The sequence below is a fragment of the Pseudacidovorax sp. genome (genome assembly GCF_017991995.1).
In the GTDB taxonomy this organism is placed as follows: Bacteria; Pseudomonadota; Gammaproteobacteria; order Burkholderiales; family Burkholderiaceae_C; genus Xenophilus.
Map to the genome: position 1 here is coordinate 1 of NZ_JAGOPN010000007.1, position 16803 is coordinate 16803.

General features: G+C 67.7%; 20 protein-coding genes and 1 pseudogene. 6 read left to right on the forward strand and 15 right to left on the reverse strand.

Going from position 1 to position 16803, the window contains the following annotated elements:
* Positions 1-1489, forward strand: a pseudogene (locus KBC94_RS10980) (hypothetical protein); the annotation flags it as partial.
* 270 nt (positions 1490-1759) lie between these two features.
* On the forward strand, positions 1760-2695 hold the full coding sequence (gene rpoH / locus KBC94_RS10985) for an RNA polymerase sigma factor RpoH (RefSeq protein WP_017761728.1): 936 nt from the start codon (positions 1760-1762) through the stop codon (positions 2693-2695).
* A 108-nt stretch (positions 2696-2803) separates the two neighbouring features.
* Here the strand turns inward: rpoH and KBC94_RS10990 are convergent, their stop codons facing one another.
* Genes KBC94_RS10990 through KBC94_RS11010 form a run of 5 tightly spaced genes read right to left on the reverse strand, consistent with a single transcriptional unit; the run spans position 2804 to position 7025 of the window.
* A complete protein-coding gene (locus KBC94_RS10990; RefSeq protein WP_294369923.1) occupies positions 2804-3448 on the reverse strand; it encodes an SCO family protein in 645 nt (214 codons plus the stop codon).
* Positions 3445-4323 (reverse strand): heme o synthase, encoded by an 879-nt coding sequence (gene cyoE, locus KBC94_RS10995; protein WP_294370366.1) that lies wholly within the window; start codon positions 4321-4323, stop codon positions 3445-3447. The genes KBC94_RS10990 and cyoE overlap by 4 nt, the downstream gene beginning before the upstream one ends.
* A gap of 23 nt (positions 4324-4346) precedes the next feature.
* Positions 4347-5546, reverse strand: coding sequence for a heme A synthase (locus tag KBC94_RS11000; RefSeq protein WP_294370367.1), 1200 nt, complete (start codon positions 5544-5546; stop codon positions 4347-4349).
* Positions 5546-6265, reverse strand: coding sequence for a hypothetical protein (locus KBC94_RS11005; protein WP_294369927.1), 720 nt, complete (start codon positions 6263-6265; stop codon positions 5546-5548). The genes KBC94_RS11000 and KBC94_RS11005 overlap by 1 nt, the downstream gene beginning before the upstream one ends.
* Complete coding sequence (locus tag KBC94_RS11010; protein ID WP_017761733.1) at positions 6219-7025, reverse strand: SURF1 family protein; 807 nt, start codon at positions 7023-7025, stop codon at positions 6219-6221. Before KBC94_RS11010 ends, KBC94_RS11005 begins: the two co-directional genes overlap by 47 nt.
* Positions 7026-7075: 50 nt before the next feature.
* Between KBC94_RS11010 and KBC94_RS11015 the strand changes: the two genes are divergently transcribed.
* Positions 7076-7297, forward strand: coding sequence for a twin transmembrane helix small protein (locus KBC94_RS11015; RefSeq protein WP_294369930.1), 222 nt, complete (start codon positions 7076-7078; stop codon positions 7295-7297).
* Between the two features lie 93 nt (positions 7298-7390).
* Here KBC94_RS11015 and KBC94_RS11020 read toward each other — a convergent pair whose 3' ends face one another.
* The 8 genes from KBC94_RS11020 to KBC94_RS11055 all read right to left on the reverse strand — a co-directional run bounded on the left by KBC94_RS11020 (position 7391) and on the right by KBC94_RS11055 (position 13771).
* Positions 7391-8272, reverse strand: a complete 882-nt coding sequence (locus KBC94_RS11020) for a cytochrome c oxidase subunit 3 (RefSeq protein ID WP_017761735.1) — start codon at positions 8270-8272, stop codon at positions 7391-7393.
* 55 nt (positions 8273-8327) lie between these two features.
* A complete protein-coding gene (locus KBC94_RS11025) occupies positions 8328-8546 on the reverse strand; it encodes a DUF2970 domain-containing protein (RefSeq protein ID WP_017761736.1) in 219 nt (72 codons plus the stop codon).
* On the reverse strand, positions 8543-9166 hold the full coding sequence (locus tag KBC94_RS11030) for a cytochrome c oxidase assembly protein (protein WP_294369934.1): 624 nt from the start codon (positions 9164-9166) through the stop codon (positions 8543-8545). Before KBC94_RS11030 ends, KBC94_RS11025 begins: the two co-directional genes overlap by 4 nt.
* 9 nt (positions 9167-9175) lie before the next feature.
* Positions 9176-9286, reverse strand: a complete 111-nt coding sequence (locus KBC94_RS11035; protein ID WP_294370368.1) for a cytochrome oxidase small assembly protein — start codon at positions 9284-9286, stop codon at positions 9176-9178.
* Positions 9287-9311: 25 nt separating this feature from the next.
* The gene (gene ctaD, locus KBC94_RS11040) at positions 9312-10946 is read right to left on the reverse strand and encodes a cytochrome c oxidase subunit I (protein WP_294369937.1); all 1635 of its coding nucleotides are present in this window, start codon (positions 10944-10946) and stop codon (positions 9312-9314) included.
* Positions 10947-10994: 48 nt separating this feature from the next.
* Positions 10995-12164, reverse strand: coding sequence for a cytochrome c oxidase subunit II (gene coxB / locus KBC94_RS11045; protein ID WP_294369939.1), 1170 nt, complete (start codon positions 12162-12164; stop codon positions 10995-10997).
* A 66-nt stretch (positions 12165-12230) separates the two neighbouring features.
* Positions 12231-12707, reverse strand: a complete 477-nt coding sequence (locus KBC94_RS11050; protein WP_043112312.1) for a DUF2244 domain-containing protein — start codon at positions 12705-12707, stop codon at positions 12231-12233.
* A 149-nt stretch (positions 12708-12856) separates the two neighbouring features.
* Positions 12857-13771 (reverse strand): biotin synthase, encoded by a 915-nt coding sequence (locus KBC94_RS11055; protein WP_294369945.1) that lies wholly within the window; start codon positions 13769-13771, stop codon positions 12857-12859.
* An 80-nt stretch (positions 13772-13851) separates the two neighbouring features.
* Between KBC94_RS11055 and KBC94_RS11060 the strand changes: the two genes are divergently transcribed.
* From KBC94_RS11060 to KBC94_RS11070, 3 genes are all read left to right on the forward strand, one after another.
* A complete protein-coding gene (locus tag KBC94_RS11060) occupies positions 13852-14595 on the forward strand; it encodes a ComF family protein (protein WP_294369947.1) in 744 nt (247 codons plus the stop codon).
* 81 nt (positions 14596-14676) lie between these two features.
* Positions 14677-15147: a tRNA (cytidine(34)-2'-O)-methyltransferase gene (locus tag KBC94_RS11065; protein WP_294369950.1), complete on the forward strand. Its 471-nt coding sequence runs from the start codon at positions 14677-14679 to the stop codon at positions 15145-15147.
* A gap of 141 nt (positions 15148-15288) precedes the next feature.
* A complete protein-coding gene (locus KBC94_RS11070; protein WP_294369952.1) occupies positions 15289-15570 on the forward strand; it encodes a DUF4148 domain-containing protein in 282 nt (93 codons plus the stop codon).
* Between the two features lie 22 nt (positions 15571-15592).
* Here the strand turns inward: KBC94_RS11070 and KBC94_RS11075 are convergent, their stop codons facing one another.
* Entirely contained in the window at positions 15593-16063 is a 471-nt protein-coding gene (locus KBC94_RS11075; protein WP_043115332.1) for a MaoC family dehydratase, read from the reverse strand.
* 83 nt (positions 16064-16146) lie between these two features.
* Complete coding sequence (locus tag KBC94_RS11080; RefSeq protein ID WP_294369956.1) at positions 16147-16770, reverse strand: ParA family protein; 624 nt, start codon at positions 16768-16770, stop codon at positions 16147-16149.
* Positions 16771-16803: the final 33 nt, after the last annotated feature.

Here is a 16803-nt window from a genome sequence, read left to right on the forward strand (position 1 = left end):
GGTGGGCGGTCTGGTCGGCGAGAACGGCGTCGTGGGCGGCCTGCTGGGAGGCGAGCTCCTCGGCGGAGACCTGCTCGGCGGCGTTCTCGGTGAAGACGGCCTGCTCGGTGGCCTCACTGGTGGTGACTTGCTGGGCGGCGGCGTGCTGGGTGAAGACGGGCTGCTGGGCGGCCTCGCCGGTGGTGACCTGCTGGGTGGGGATCTGCTCGGCGGCGTGCTGGGCGAGGACGGTCTGCTGGGTGGCCTCACTGGTGGTGACTTGCTGGGCGGCGATCTGCTCGGTGGCGTGCTGGGTGACGATGGCCTGCTGGGAGGCCTCCTTGGCGACCTGACCGGCGGGGGCGACGGTGGCACGGGTAACCAGCTGCTGGACCCCGCGGTGGGCGTGGTCTCCGACACCGTCGCCAGCCTGGACAGCCTGCCCCTGGTGGGCGAACTGGGCCTGTCGGACACGCTGGCACCGGTCACGGGTCTGGTGGACAACGTGGGCGGCACGGTCAGCGGTGCGCTGTCGCCGCTGCTGGGCGACAGCTTCACGGCCAACGATCCGAACGTGCTGGACCCCGTGGATGACGTCGTGGGCACGGCCACCGGTGCGGTGGACGGCCTGGTCTCGCCGCTGAGCGAAGGGCTGCTGGGCTCGAACATCGTGCACGACGTCCTCTCCGGCGTGACGCAGCAGGTGGACTACGTGACCGACGGCGTGGCGAACATCACCGACGGTGCACTCGGCGGCGACCTGCTGGGCGGCGTGCTCGGCAGCGACGGCCTGCTGGGTGGCGTCACTGGGGGTGACCTGCTGGGAGGTGACTTGCTCGGCGGCGTGCTGGGCCAGGACGGTCTGCTGGGTGGGCTCACCGGCGGTGACCTGCTCGGCGGCATCGCTGGCGACACCGGCATCGTGGGCGGTCTGCTCGACACCGTGGCCGGCGACGGCGGCCTGCTGGGCAGCGTGACCGGCGGCGAACTCCTGGGGGGCGATCTGCTGGGGAATGTGCTGGGTGACGATGGCCTGCTGGGCGGCATCGCCAGCGGCAACCTGACAGGCGGCGACGCCGTCGGCGGCCTGCTCGGCGAAGACGGCATCGTCGGTGGCCTGCTGGATACCGTTGCAGGCGCCGACGGCGTGCTGGGCAACGTCACGGGCGGGGATCTGCTGGACGGCGTCCTGGGTGGTAACGGGCCGGTCGGTGGTGCGCTGAGCGGGGCCACCGGCGCCAATGACCTGTTGGACAGCGTTCTGGGCGACAACGGCGCGCTGGCTGGCGTGCTCGATACCGTCGCCGGAGACAGCGGGCTGCTGGGTGGCGGGCTCGCCGGCTCTGCAGGGGGCCTGCTTTCCGGTGACGGCGCGGTCGGCGGGCTGCTGGGCAGCCTGGTCGGCACCGTCGCGAGCACCACCGAGCCCGTGTCCAGCGGTACGGCCACGGGTGCGGCGAACAGCCCCGTGGGCGCCGTGTCGGGCCTGCTCCACAACCTGCTGGGTTGAGCCGGAAAGGCGCTGCGTTCCGCCCCGGCGGGAACGCAGCGCCACCAGCCGAGCTCTAACCCAGCCAGTCGGTGCTCTCCTTCGGGCGAAGCGGAGCTCATGGACTCCACCAAGGTGGGTTCAGCCCGAGCGCAGGACGCGTCGGCGTATCGGCGGCGTCCACGTCCTACCAATAAAAACTATCGACTATGCGGGAATGATGGGAACTCACCCGGGCGTTAGCACTCCAACCTCCCGAGTGCTAATATCCTCAAGCAAGGAGTAACCCCGATGTCCAACCTGTCTGCTGTGTCTTCGCAGTCACTGGCCGTTGCCAACCCGTGGGCGATGGTGCCCCCGCTGGGCAACCTGGACGCCTACATCTCGGCGGCCAATCGCCTGCCCCTGCTCTCCCAGGAAGAAGAGCGCAACTTCGCGCGCCGTCTGCGCGACGAAGGCGACCTGCAGGCCGCCGGTGCGCTGATCCTGTCGCACCTGCGTCTGGTGATCTCGATTTCCCGCCAATACCTGGGCTATGGGCTGCCGCACGGCGACCTGATCCAGGAAGGCAACATCGGCCTGATGAAGGCCGTCCGCCGCTTCGATCCAGACCAGGGCGTGCGGCTAGTGAGCTACGCGATCCACTGGATCAAGGCCGAGATTCACGAGTACATCCTCAAGAACTGGCGCATGGTGAAGGTGGCGACCACCAAGGCCCAGCGCAAGCTGTTCTTCAACCTGCGGTCGCTCAAGCAGGGTTTCAAGGCCGAGGCGGTTGATGCCGACACGCATCGGGAAACCCTCAACAGCGAGGAGATCGGCCTGGTGGCCGAGCACCTGAACGTCAAGCGCGAAGAAGTCGTGGAGATGGAAACCCGCCTGTCGGGTGGTGACGTGATGCTGGACCCGACGCCTTCGGACGGCGACGACGAGGCTTTCGGCCCCATCGCCTATCTGGCCGACGCAACGCAAGAGCCGACGGCGCAACTCGAGTCGCGCCAGCGCGATCGCCTGTCCACCGACGGCATCGCGACCGCGCTGGAGACGCTGGACCCGCGCAGCCGCCGCATCGTGGAAGAGCGCTGGCTCAAGGTGAATGACGACGGTTCCGGCGGCATGACGCTGCACGAGTTGGCCGCCGATTACGGCGTGTCGGCCGAGCGCATCCGCCAGATCGAGTCGGCGGCGATGAAGAAGATGAAGAAGGCGCTGGCCGAATACGCCTGAGCTTCGCCGCGCGCTACCAATGAAACCCGGCCGAAGCCGGGTTTTTCATTGGGCGTCCGCCCTCCGGCACACCTTGCGCGCGGATGGCGCACCCGTCAACGGTCTGGCTCAGCTCGACGCCAGCAGCGTCTTGAGGTCCGAGGCCATCGCGTCGGTGCCCAGGCCGTAGCGGGCGTACAGACGCAGCCGGCCTTGCGGGTCGTAGACGAAGCTCGCGGCCGAATGGTCCATCGAATAGCTGGTGGGCGTCTTGCCCTCCACCTTCTTGTAGTAGACCTTGAAGTCCTTGGCCAGCGCGGGCAGTTGCTCCGTCGTGGGGATCAGCGCCAGGAAGCTGGGGTCGAAGGCGGTCATGTAGGCCTTCATCACCTCGGCCGTGTCGCGCTCCGGATCGACAGTGACGAACAGCACCTGCACGCGCTGGCCATCGGCACCCAGCTTCTCCCGCACCTGGAGCATCTCGCTCATGGTGGTGGGGCACACGTCGGGGCACTGTGCGTAGCCGAAGAAGAGCACCACCGCCTTGCCCTTGAAGTCCGCCATGGTGCGCTCGCGGCCGTTCATGTCGGTCAGGCGGAAGTCCTTGGCATAGTCGGCACCGGTTATGTCCACGGCCTGGAAGCTGGGCTTGGGATCGGTGCAGGCACCCAGCGCCACGGCAGCGCAGCCGGCGCCCAGCAGTTGCAGCGCGCGGCGCCGGGCCGGCAACGTATGCGCGAGCGTCGAGGAAGGCGAAGGCAATCGGTCGGTCATAGGACGTAGTGGTCCACCAGCAATGCTGCGAACAGCACGCTCAGATGGATGAGCGAGAAGCGGAAGGTCTTGCGCGCCAGTTGGTCGGAATAGCGGCGCCGCAAGGCGTAGGCATAGCCGCAGAAGCCCACGCTCACGGCAATGGCGGCCAGCAGGTAGAGCCAGCCGCTCATGCGATAGATGAACGGCATCAGGCAGGCCGCGAACAGGATCAGCGTGTAGAGCAGGATCTGCAGCCGCGTGTATTCGTTGCCGTGCGTCACCGGCAGCATCGGCAGGCCGGCGCGGCGGTAGTCCTCCACACGGTAAAGCGCCAGCGCCCAGAAGTGCGGCGGCGTCCACAGGAAGATGATGAGGAACAGGATCAGCGCCTCCGGGTCGACGCTGCCCGTCATGGCGGCCCAGCCCAACACCGGCGGCATCGCGCCGGAGGCACCGCCGATCACGATGTTCTGCGGCGTGAGCGGCTTGAGCACCACGGTGTAGACCACGGCATAGCCCACGAAGGTGGCGAAGGTGAGCCACATCGTCAGCGGGTTGACCGCGAACCACAGGATGGCCGAGCCGAGCGCACAGAGCGCTGCAGAGAACAGAAGCGCCTGTCGGTCGGAGAGTTCACCACGGGCGGTCGGCCGCCAGGCCGTGCGCTTCATGCGGGCGTCGATGCCCTTCTCGACCAGGCAGTTGAAGGCTGCGGCCGCACCGGCGACCAGCCAGATGCCAAGGCAGGCCTCGGCCATGCGCAGCAGCTCTGCCAGCGTAGGCACCTCGGGCACGGCCAGCACCATGCCGATGAGGGCGCAGAACACGATCAGCTGCACCACGCGCGGCTTGGTGAGCGCGTAGAACTGCCGCCACACGCTGGTGGCCGGCATCTGGGCGGGATGGGCTGGCGCGCTCACGGTCGAGCCTCCTGCGGACCGAAGGCCGGACGCCGCGTCGGTGCCTGCGGCAGGCCGCCCCGTTGCACTCGGCTCTCGCACAGCGCCCAGGTCATCACCGTGGCCAGCGCGGCGGCACCGCCCGTGTGCAGCACGGCCGCAGCCAGCGGCCAGCCCAGCAGCACGTTGCCGAGACCGGTGGCCAGTTGCAGCAGAGCAAGGCCCCCGAGCCAGCGGGCCTGGGTGCGCAATGCGGGAACATGACGGAGCTTGAGGAAGAGCACGATGAGAACGGCAAAGACCGCGTAAGCCATCAGTCGGTGTGTGTAGTGGATGGCCGTGAGCGAGGCGAATTCGATGGGCGCCCCGGCGGTATCCATGCCGAGGTGGCGCCAGGGCTGGAAGCCCTGGGCGAAATTCATGGTGGGCCACCAGCTGCCCTGGCACTTCGGGAACTCGGTGCAGGCGAGGACCGCATAGTTGGTGCTGACCCAGCCCCCGAGTGCGATCTGCACGACCAGCAGGCCCATGCCCAGCCACAGCCATCCGCGCAACGACGAAGTGACGGCGGCCGGCCGCCGGGCCGCGGCCGCCTGCTGGTAGCGCACGGCCTGGATGCACAGCAGCATCAGCAGCACGACGGCGCCCATCAGATGCAGCGTGACGATGGCCGGGAACAGCTTCCAGGTGACGGTGAAGGCACCGAACGCGCCCTGCAGGCACACCCACACCAGCGTGGCCGCGGGCCACAGGGGACTGAGGACCTGCGGCTCACCGCCCTGGTGAAGCCGCTGCTGCCGCCGCGCCCACCAAGTCGCCAGTGCCAACGTGACGATGAGTGCCCCGACGCCCGTGGCCAGGTAGCGGTGGACCATCTCGATCCAGGCCTTGGCATGCGTGACGGGGCCCGTCGGCTGGGCCGACTGCGCCATGGCGATCTCGTGGCGCGCGCCCAGGGGGCTGGCATTGCCGTAGCAACCCGGCCAGTCGGGGCAGCCCAAACCGGAATCGGTGAGGCGCGTGAAGGCGCCGAACAGCGTGAGGTCGAAGGTGAGGAAGAGCGTCAGCACCGTGAGCGCATGCAGGCGGCGCGCCGCGCCCGCGCCGGCGTTGCGTCGCCACACCCACAGCACCGGGCCGAGCGCCAGCAGCGCACCGCCCAGCAGAAGCAGCGCAACGGGTTCGAAGTCATAGAGGGCCTGCGTCTGCACGTCGATCACCGCCCCGGCTGGTCCCACGAACTCGACGCGCGCAGCAGGCGGTCGAGATCGCGCTTGGCCTTGGCCGCGCCCTTGAGGTCCATGCGGGCGGGAAAGCGCATCATCCAGTTGCCCATCGGGTCCACCACGTACAGGTGCTCGCCCAACGATGCGCCTGAGGCCGGCGCCAGCCACCCCCCCAACGTGTCTGCGGGCACGCGCAGCACCGTCGCACCGTCGAGCGCCGCCTTCAGCCGCTGGGGAATGGGTGCATCGTCAGACACCAGCCAGACCCGATCCACGCGGTCCTTCTCACGGCCAAGCGTCTCCCGCAACTGGCGCTGCAGGTAGAGCTGCTGCTCGCACAGTTCGTTGCACGCGCCGCCGGCCACCGCCACCAACAGCCACTGGCCCTTGAGCTGGGCGAGCGGCTGCGGGGTGCCATCGGCCGTGCGGACGTCGATCGGCGGAAGCGGCCGCTGCGGATCGATCAGCTCGCCGAATACGCTGCGGCTCTGCGGCCGGATCACGTAATAGGTGAAGTAGGAGGCGATCACCGGTGCCGCGCAGCACAGCAGAACCAGCGTCATCTGCCAACGGCCCCGCTTGCGCTGTCGGCCGGCGTCGGCGCCCATGCCCAACGCCTCGCCCGGCGAAGGCATGGAATGGACGGTCAGGCCCAGGGGCTCGTCAGCGAGAGCGGCGACGGCGGGGCGCGATGAGTTGGAACCAGACATAGAGGATGACCACCAGGGCGGCGAGCCCGAACCACTGGAAGGCGTAGCCGTAGTGCTTTTCGATGCCCAGCGCCGGTGCCGGCCACTCGCGCAGCAGGCCTTCGGAGGCAGGGCCGACCTGCTGCAGCGAAAAATCGGTGCGCAGCGGCAGCCCGGTCTCGTTGCGGAAAGTCTCCAGGTCCAGATTCTGCCGGATGCGGGCGTGGGCCACGTCTGCGGGCTTTTCGGTTCCGGGCTGCGCGGCGGACGCGGGCTGGGCCGGCGGATCGGCACCCAACTGCAGCAGCTTGGCGGGCGGCAGTTCGATGCGGGCCTCGATGTCCACCAGGCCGGCGGGTGTGTCGATCGGCGGCAGTTGCGTGCGGTCCGAAAAATTGCGCGGGACCCAGCCGCGCTGGACCATCAGCGTCTGCGTGGTGCCCTCCAGGGCGAGGGGCGTGAGCACGTAGAAGCCGGGCTGCCCGTGCATCTGGCGGTTGTCGAGGAAGACCGTCTGCGTCGGCAGCCAGAGCCCGCGCAACCGCACCTTGCGATGGAGCTCGGTGGTGGGCTGCTCCACCGCGAGGAAGTCTTCCATTGCCAAGGCGGGATACGCCTGCTGCGTCTCGATGCTGGCCTGCAGAGCCTCCTTCTGCGCGGCACGGGAAAGCTGCCAGCGGCCCAAGGCGACCGCTGTGGCCGCGACCAGCAGGGCCGCCAGGGTGATGATCCAGAAACGCACGGCAGGGTGCGCGCGCGACGAGGAAGAGGAAACCCGCATCCGGTCACGCATGGCAATGAACGCGGCCAGGGCCGCACATAATCGAACTCATGAAATATCTCGTGGCCCTGGGCTTCATGGGCATCCTGGGCAGCCTGGCATGGGCGCTGTACCACATGCTCACCGGCGGACGCGACGGCAAGTCCAGGCCGGGTGGCATGGCTCGCGCGCTGACCGTTCGGATCGGGTTGTCGGTGGTTTTGTTCCTGTGCCTGCTGCTCGCCTGGAAGCTCGGCTACATCCAGCCGACGGGCTTGCCGGCCGGACGCTGAGTCCTCAGCGGACGACAACAAAAAAGCGCCTTGCGGCGCTTTTGTGCTTTCTGGACCTCGATCATAGCGAGGCCCCTTCGGCAGCCTTGTCGGTCAAAGCCAATAGACGAGCACGTACAGGCCAAGCCAGACCACGTCCACGAAGTGCCAGTACCAGGCCGCGCCCTCGAAGCCGAAGTGGCGCTCCGGCGTGAAGTGGCCCTTCATCAAGCGCAGCGTGATGAACAGCAGCATCAGCATGCCGACGAACACGTGCAGGCCGTGAAAGCCGGTGAGCATGAAGAAGGTAGAGCCGTAGGCGCCCGAACTCAGCTTGAGGTTGAGTTCGGTGTAGAGGTGGTAGTACTCGTAGCCCTGCACACCGAGGAAAATCACGCCCAGCAGCACCGTGATCCACATGAAGCGGATGGTCTGGGCACGGTGGCCGGCGCGCAGCGCATGGTGGGCGATGGTGAGTGTCACGCCCGAGGACAGCAGCAGCGCCGTGTTGATGGTGGGCAGCCAGAAGGGTCCCACGGTCTGGAAGGGCTCGACGATGCCGGCGGGCGAGCCAGTGGCACCGGCCTGCACGCTGGGCCACACGGCCCTGAAGTCGGGCCACAGCAGCGCGTTGTCCAGGCTGCCCAGCGCCGGCAGCGAGTGGGTGCGGGTCCACCACAGGGCGGTAAAGAAGGCACCGAAGAACATCACCTCCGAGAAGATGAACCAGCTCATGCTCCAGCGGTACGAGAGGTCGATCTTGGCGCTGTACTTGCCGGCCTCGCTTTCTCCCACCGCTTCACGGAACCACTGGAAGAGCACCACCCACCACCAGATCAGGCCGAAGGCGAGCGAATAGGCGCCCCATGCATGGTCATTGATCCACTGCCCGGCCCCGAGGATGACGAAGAACAGGCCGATGGCGGCCATCAGCGGATGACGCGATGGGCCCGGCACGAAGTAGTAAGGCGCGGTGCCGTGGGTGGTCGAACTCATGTTGCTCCTCAGGCTTGATCTCTGTCTTGTGGGTTGCAGGGGAACGGATGTCGGCTCAGGTCGAAACGGCGAACTTCACCAGCGCAAGCAGCACTGCGATGAGCACCAGCACCGCGACGAAGCCCACCGCCACGATGTGCAGCGGTGACAGGCGCGAAATGTCTTCCTGGTACTCGCTGTGCTTGCGCACGCCGAAGAAGCCCCAGGCCACTGCCTTGATGGTGCGCCACAGCGACGGCTTGGGCACCGGGCGGCCATCTTCCGGCGCGGTCACGAGCGCGGCTCCCCGTTGCCGGCCGCCGCCGTGGGCGCGGGCGGCGTACGGCCGCCGACCTCGAAGAAGGTGTACGACAGGGTGATCGTCTTCACGTCCTTGGAGATGCGCGGATCGATCACGAAGGCCACGGGCCACTGCTTCTTCTCACCGGCGTCCAGCGTGTACTGGTTGAAGCAGAAGCATTCCAGCTTGTTGAAGTACGGCGCGGCCTGCTGCGGCGCATAGCTGGGCACGGCCTGTGCAGCCATGCGGCGGTTCTGGACGTTCTGGAACTCGTACATCACCGTATGCAGTTCGCCGGGATGGACCTGCATCGAGCGCTGGGCGGGCGCGAAGTCCCACAGCCCGTGTGCATTGGCATCGAACTCCACCGTGATGGTGCGTGACAGGTCCACCTGCGTATTGGCCGGAACCTTGACCGCCGAGCCGCCCTTGGCGCCACCCGGCACGTCGAGTTCGGACCGGGCCAGCACATTGATGCCCGTGACCTCGCAGATGGCACGGTACAGCGGCACCAGCGCATAGCCGAAGGCGAACATGCCCGCCACCACGATCGCGAGCTTGCCCACCATCTGGAGGTTCTCGCGGCGCAGGCGCCGGGCAAAGTGCAGGGCCATGGAAGATCCTCAGTGGCCCAGCCAGGCCATCCGGATGATGAAGCCGATGAAGAACAGCACCGCGATGGAGGCCAACGTCAGGCCCATGCGGCGGTTGTTCTTCTTCTGGTCGGGCGTCATGGCAGCTGGGGACACGTGTTCAGCCTCAGCCGATCACCTTGGTCGCGGTGGCGTCCAGGCGGGGCGGGTTCTCGAAGGTATGGAATGGCGCTGGCGACGGCACTTCCCACTCCAGGCCTTCGGCGCCTTCCCAGGGCTTCTGGGGCGCAGGCTCGCCCTTGCCTCGCATGGCGGGCAGCACGACGAAGAGGAAGAAGTACACCTGCGCCAGGCCGAAGGCAAAGGCACCGACCGAGGCGATGGCGTTGAAGTCGGCGAACTGCATCGGATAGTCCGCATAGCGACGCGGCATCCCCGCAAGACCCAGGAAGTGCATCGGGAAGAAGGTGACGTTGAACGAGATCAGCGACCACCAGAAGTGCAGCTTGCCCCGCGCCTCGTCGTACATCACGCCGGTCCACTTGGGCAGCCAGTAGTACACGCCAGCGAACATGGCGTAGAGCGAGCCGGCCACCAGCACGTAGTGGAAGTGCGCCACCACGTAATAGGTGTCCTGCAGCTGGATGTCGATGGGCGCCACGGCCAGGATCAGGCCGGTGAAGCCGCCCATGGTGAACACGAAGATGAAGCCCACGGCGAAGAGCATCGGCGTCTCGAAGGTCATCGAGCCCTGCCACATGGTCGCGATCCAGTTGAAGATCTTCACGGCCGTCGGCACCGCGATCAACATGGTCGCGTACATGAAGAACAGCTGGCCCGTCACCGGCATGCCGGTGGTGAACATGTGGTGGGCCCACACGATGAAGGACAGGATGGCGATCGAGCTGGTGGCGTACACCATCGAGGCATAGCCGAAGAGCTTCTTGCGCGCGAAGGCCGGCACGATCTGGCTGATGATGCCGAAGGCCGGCAGGATCATGATGTAGACCTCGGGGTGACCGAAGAACCAGAAGATGTGCTGGTACATCACCGGGTCGCCACCGCCGGCGGGGTTGAAGAAGTGCGTGCCGAAGTGCCGGTCGGTCAGCGTCATGGTGATGGCGCCGGCCAGCACGGGCATGACGGCGATCAGCAGGTAGGCGGTGATCAGCCAGGTCCAGCAGAACATCGGCATCTTCATCAGCGTCATGCCGGGGGCACGCATGTTGAGGATGGTCACGATGATGTTGATCGAGCCCATGATCGACGAGGCACCCAGGATGTGCATCGCGAAGATGCCGGCATCCATGGAGGGGCCCATCTGCAGCGTGAGCGGTGCATAGAGCGTCCAGCCCGCTGCCGGTGCGCCGCCCGGCAGGAAGAAGGAGCCCACGAGCATGAGGGCGGCGGGAATCATCAGCCAGAAGCTGAAGTTGTTCATCCGCGCAAAGGCCATGTCGCTGGCGCCGATCTGCAGCGGGATCATCCAGTTCGCGAAGCCCACGAAGGCCGGCATGATCGCGCCGAACACCATGATGATGCCGTGCATGGTGGTGAACTGATTGAACAGCTCGGGATTCACCAACTGCAGGCCGGGCTGGAACAACTCGGCGCGGATGAGCAGCGCCAGGATGCCGCCGATCATCAGCATGGTGAAGGAGAACAGCAGGTACAGCGTGCCGATGTCCTTGTGGTTGGTGGCGAACATCCAGCGGCGCCAGCCGTGCGGGTGGTCGTGGTGTTCGTCGTGCACATCGCCACCGTGGGCGGTGTGGCCATGCGGGTCGAGGACTGCGCTCATGTCGTTATTCCTTGGCTGACTCTCGGAGGGACTGCAATGGCGCCGGCATCACTTGCCGCGCTGTGCCAGCACCTCGGCCGGCTGCACGAGCTGGCCTGTCTTGTTGGACCAGCTGTTCTTGGTGTAGGAGACGACTGCCGCGATATCGGTATCGGACAGTTGCTTCCACGACGGCATGGCGCCGTTGTTCTGGCCGTTGAGCAGCACATGGATCTGCTTCGTGTGGTCGGCGTCGAGCACCACGGCGGACCCGTCGAGGGGCTTGATGGGGCCGGCGCCCTTGCCGTTGGCCTGGTGGCAGGCCGCGCAGTTGGCGGCGTACACGCGCTCGCCGCGGGCCAGGATGTCGGGCAGCGTCCAGACCTTGTTGGGGTCGTCCTGCTTGGCGGCGGCTTCCTTCTTCTTGGTGTCGACCCACGCGGTGTAATCGGCAGCGGACAGGACCTTGACGTGGATCGGCATGTACGCATGCTCCTTTCCACACAATTCCTGGCATTGACCATAGAAATCGCCAGTTCGCTCGGCGCGGAACCAGGTGTCGCGCACGAAGCCGGGAATCGCGTCCTGCTTGATGCCGAACTGCGGCACGGCGAACGCGTGGATCACGTCGTTGGCCGTGGTGATGATGCGGATCTTCTGCTTCTCGGGCACCACCAGCGGGTTGTCGACCTTGAGCAGGTAGTCGTTGGGCACATCGCCCTTGGCACCAGCGTCGGACAGGGCACGGTGCGAGCTGTCGAGCGTGGAGATGAAGGACAGGCCTTCCCCTTCGCCCTTGAGGTAGTCGTAGCCCCACTTCCACTGGTAGCCGGTCACCTTGATCGTGAGGTCGGCGTTGGTGGTGTCCTTCTGCGCCACCAGGATCTTGGTGGCAGGCAGGGCCATCAGGATCACGATGATGAAGGGGACGATGGTCCAGACCACCTCGACCACCACGGACTCATGGAAGTTGGCGGCCTTGTGGCCCACGGACTTCCGATGCTTCCAGATGGAATAGAACATCACCGAGAAGACACCGACGAAGATCACGAAGCACAGCAGCAACAGCACGTTGTGCAGGAAGTGCTGCTCCTCCGAGATGCGCGTCGCCCCCACCGGAAGGTTGAGCTGGCGCACCATCGGGCCGCCCGGCAGATCCTCGACTGCATGCGCGGCGCCACTGAACGCCACGCCAGCCGCCAGCATCCATCTTGCCGGCACGGTCCAAATGCTCTTCATCGTGTTCACTTTTTTCAGACCTTCAAACAATCCACCGTCTCCACCATCCACCAGCGCCGCGCGAAGCTAGGCTTCGCGCAACGCGCTGCGGATCTCCCGTGCCAGTGCGGCCCGAAGCTCGGGACGCACATAGCGTCCCACGCAGACCGAACGCCCCTGCGCCGACACCTCGATCAGCGAGCGGTCGCTCGCCTGGGGCTCCACGCGCACCTGGTGCCGAAGAAATTCAGCCCGCTCGACGCTGCCGCCATGCTCGTGCTCGATCACGAGCCGACCGTCCTGCAGCGCGATGCGCTCGCCGTCCGTCGCATGCCGGGCATAGAACATGAACGCCAATCCCACCGCCGCCAGTTCCAGCCAGGCGAATGGCAACACGAGCTTGGCGCCCTGCAGCCAGAAGACACCGGCGATCCCGAGAGACACCACGCACAACGACGCATAGGCCCACCCGAGCTGGCTGGGCGTGATCGAGCAATTGCGCCGCAGGAACCAGTGGATGCTCTGGCCCGAAACAGTGGCGAAGCGAAACACGGGATTCGGCACGGGCGGGAGGGGCTCTTTCGAGGGGGTGCCGCTGCAGCCGAGGGCCAGTCCCAGGGCCGCAAGCACTCAAGAATTGTAGCGTGGCACCCTGTTTCGGCAGTCGGGGCAAGCCCTGCCCCGAAGCCCCTTCGCGAGCGTCGCCTGAGCGGTTAGGCGCCGTCGCGGCCGCGTCGCAACATTTGACGCATGTCATTCAGGCCGATGGCGCTTTCCGGGGCGACCGCCACCCGCGAAACCGGCTTGAAGGCATGGCCATAGATGATCTCGAAGGTCAGGGCGATGCGTCCGCCGTGCTCGTCGGACGCCAGGCCGGCCAGCAGGTCGAGCATCTGCGCGCGCCAGCGCCGCCCGCGCAGGGCCGGGAAGCGATCCCGATGCAGGTTGCGGCCCAGCGTGCGCAATTCGGCCAGCGCCGCCTCGGGCGTGCCCCAGGTCAGCACGATGCGCTCCATGTCCATGACCGGCTCGGCAAAGCCGGCATGCACGAGCATGTCGCCCCAGTCGTGCATGTCGGTGAAGGCATGGGCTGGCTCCGGCCAGCCGCGAGCCCGATAGGCGGAACGCAGTTCCATCAGTGTGTCGGGGCCGAGGCCGGAGAACATCAGGAAACCGTCGGTCGCCACGCGGCGGTGCCATTCGGCGATCAGGACCTCGGGGTCCGGCGCCATGTGCAACCCCATGTTGGCCCACAGCAGGTCGACGCCCCCTTCAGGCAAGGCGCCGAAGACTTGCGGCCGGCCGCCCCGCCAGCGCTTCGCGCTCCACCAGGGTGCGGCAAAGGCGGCCGCCGTGAGGGCGTGCAGGGCCGGCTCCGGCTCCTGCACATAGGCAGCCGCCTGGGGATAGCGCTGCGCCACCCGCTCATGCACCTCCAGGCCACCTCGAAGCGGCGACCAGTCGGCCCAGTGCCGCGGCGTGGCCTTGATCCACTGCAGGCGCTCTTCCATCCGCCGGCCCACTTCCTCGTGGAGCCAGGGCGCCGCATCGCCGGGCGCCTGCCGCGCCCAGCGGCGGGCGGCCACCGGGTCGATGGTGGGCGGCCGGGATGCGGAAGAAGAAGACATGTCGATGAAGAGGCGCGCCGCGTGCGAATCGTCACGGCGGCGGGCGGGGTCGGCGAGGGGCGCGCCAGTATATTGAGCCGATGCCGACCTCTGCGCCGACCCGGCTTCGCCTCCCGGCTGCCCGACTGTTCAGCGCCCTGCTCGACCTGCTTCCCAGCCAATGCGCGCTCTGCCGGGCCTGGCCGGACGAGGTGCTCTGCCGCGCCTGTCTGGACCAGTTCGCCGTCCCCGTCCCGCGATGCCGGCACTGCGCACTGGCGGTGCCGCCGGGCCAGCCCGTCTGCGGTGCCTGCCTGCGCGATCCGCCGCCCCTGGACGAATGCGTCGCCGCCTGCGACTACGACTGGCCCTGGAGCGCCTGCGTCTCGCGCTTCAAGTTCGCGGGCGAAGCCGGCTGGGCGGCGCCGCTGGCGGCCGTGCTGCGCCGCCACCCACGGGCGGCGGACCTGATCGACGCCGCCGACCTCGTGCTGCCGATGCCGCTGTCGCAGGAACGGCTGCGCGAGCGCGGCTTCAACCAATCCCTGGAACTGGCACGCCGGCTGGCGCCGGGCCGCTGCAATGCCCACGTGCTGCTGCGGCCGGTCCACACACTGCCGCAGTCGGGCCTGAGCCGGGCCGACCGGCTGCGCAACCTGCGGGGGGCCTTCGCGGTGGAGCCCGCGCGCGCTCACGGCCTGCGGGGCCGCGCCGTGCTGCTGGTCGACGATGTGATGACCACCGGCGCCTCACTGAGTGCCGCCGCCCGGGTGCTTCGGCAGGCCGGCGCGGCGCAGGTGACGGCCCTGGTGCTCGCGCGCACGCCCGCCCCCGGCGACGCGTGACGGATGCACCATCGCCGCGTCGCACGGGGCCATCCAGCGGCGGTTAAGCTCGCCGCCCCTCCCTGCCTGGTCGACCGTCCCATGTTCCGCATCGTTCTCGTCGAGCCCGAGATCCCGCCCAATACCGGCAACGTGATCCGTCTCGCGGCCAACACCGGCTGCGAGCTTCATCTGGTGGAGCCGCTCGGTTTCTCGATGGAAGACCGACTGCTGCGGCGGGCCGGCCTCGACTACCACGAGTTCGCCCGCGTCGAGCGCCATGCCAGTTGGCAGGCGCTGGTCGACCGGCACGCGCCGGCGCCCGAGCGCCTGTTCGCCCTCACGACGCGCGGCACGCGCATGGTGCACGACGTCGCCTTCCAGCCCGGCGACTGGCTGGTGTTCGGGGCCGAGACCCGCGGACTGGCGCCCGAACTGCGGGAGCGCTTCGCCCCGCCGCAGCAGTTGAAGCTGCCGATGCGGCTGGGCCAGCGCAGCCTCAACCTGTCGAACGCGGTGGCCGTGACGGTGTTCGAAGCCTGGCGACAGAACGGGTTCGCCACGGAAGGTTGAGTCGGGGCGGCGCCAGGGAACGTGTATCCGTTGGCTACACGTGAATCCAGGCAGAGGGCGCGGGCGTATCTGGATCAGGCCCCTGTGCAGCCTCACGGCGGCCAAGCGCCATCCCTCCACCTCTTACCAAGGAAGCCTCCCATGATCCGCAAGCTCACCGCCGTTGCCCTCGCCACCCTGTTCACCGCGGGCGCTGCCCATGCCGTGGACGGCGAGATATCGCCCAACCCGCCGGCCCCCTTCCAGTCCACGCTGTCACGGGCACAGGTGCAGGCAGAGGCCGGCAATGCGCCGACGCCCAACAACGGCAGCACCGGCGTGCTCCAGGTGCGCGGCAACACGGATCGGGCCGTGGTCCAGGCCGGTGCGCGGGCCACGGCGCGCGAGGGCTGCGCCAACTGCGCCGAAGTCGGCACGCTGTGAGCCGCCGCGGCGCGCCCTGATTTCAGGGGTAGCGCCGCACCACCGACTCGGCCACGCAGGCGGGCTTCGCGGCGCCTTCGAGTTCGATGGTGCTCTGCCAGACCATCTGGTAGCCGCCGCCTTCGATGGCTTCGCTCGACAGCAGCTTGATATGGGCCCGCAACCGGCTGCCGACCGGCACCGGCGACATGAAGCGCACGCGATTCAGGCCATAGTTGACCCCCATGCGGGCCTCGACCACTTCGACCGCGGTGTCGAAGAAGGTCGGCAACAGCGACAGCGTGAGAAAGCCGTGAGCGATGGGCGCGCCGAACGGGCCGGCCTTGGCGCGCTCCACATCCACGTGGATCCACTGGTGGTCGCCCGTCGCCTCGGCGAACTGGTTGACCTGGGCCTGCGTCACGGTGGTCCAGTCACTGGTGGCGATGTCCTGGCCGACGCAGGCGCTCAGGTCGGCAAGGGTCTGGAAGATGCGCTTGGTCATGCGGCGGATGATGCCCCGGGCCCGCCAGCCCTGCTGTCTGCGCCGGGACAGGAGCGGTCGGTGCTTTCCCGCAAGCGGCTGGCGCCAGGCCGTCAATCGTCGAGCCACTGGATCAGCGGCTGCCACTGCGCCAGGTCGCGCTCGTAGCGCGTGGGCGAAAGGTCGAACAGGGTCAGGCCGTGGGCCGCGAGCTGCACATAGTTCTGCGTCTCGCGCAGTTCCGTGACCAGCGGCATCTTCATCTGCATGGCGAATTCGCGCAGCCGTTCGGCGGCCAGCGTGCGCGCCCCTACCCGCATGCCCACCAGGCCGATGCGCGGCGCCCTCTTGCCCGGCAGGCGCTCCGCCAGCCGGTCGAGGAAATCGCGGGTCGCGAAGATGTCGAACAGGCTGGGCTGCACGGGCACGACCACCTTGTCTGCCAGCGCCAGCACTTCCTTGAAACGCCAGCCATGCAATCCGGCCGGCGTGTCCAGCACGGCGTGGGTTGTCCCCGCGGGTGGACGCACGATGCTGCCCTGCCCCTGCGCCTCCCAGCCGCGGATGCCGACGGCCTGCGCCGGCCGCAGCGAGAGCCAGAGCCGCGAGGACTGCTGCCGATCCACGTCGCCCAGCATGACCGGATGGCCCCGGCTCGCGAAATAGCCCGCGATGTGGGTCGCAAGCGTCGACTTGCCCGACCCACCCTTCGGATTGGCGACGAGAACCACCGGCATGCAGCGCTCCTGGCGTTGAACCAGGCTGCATGG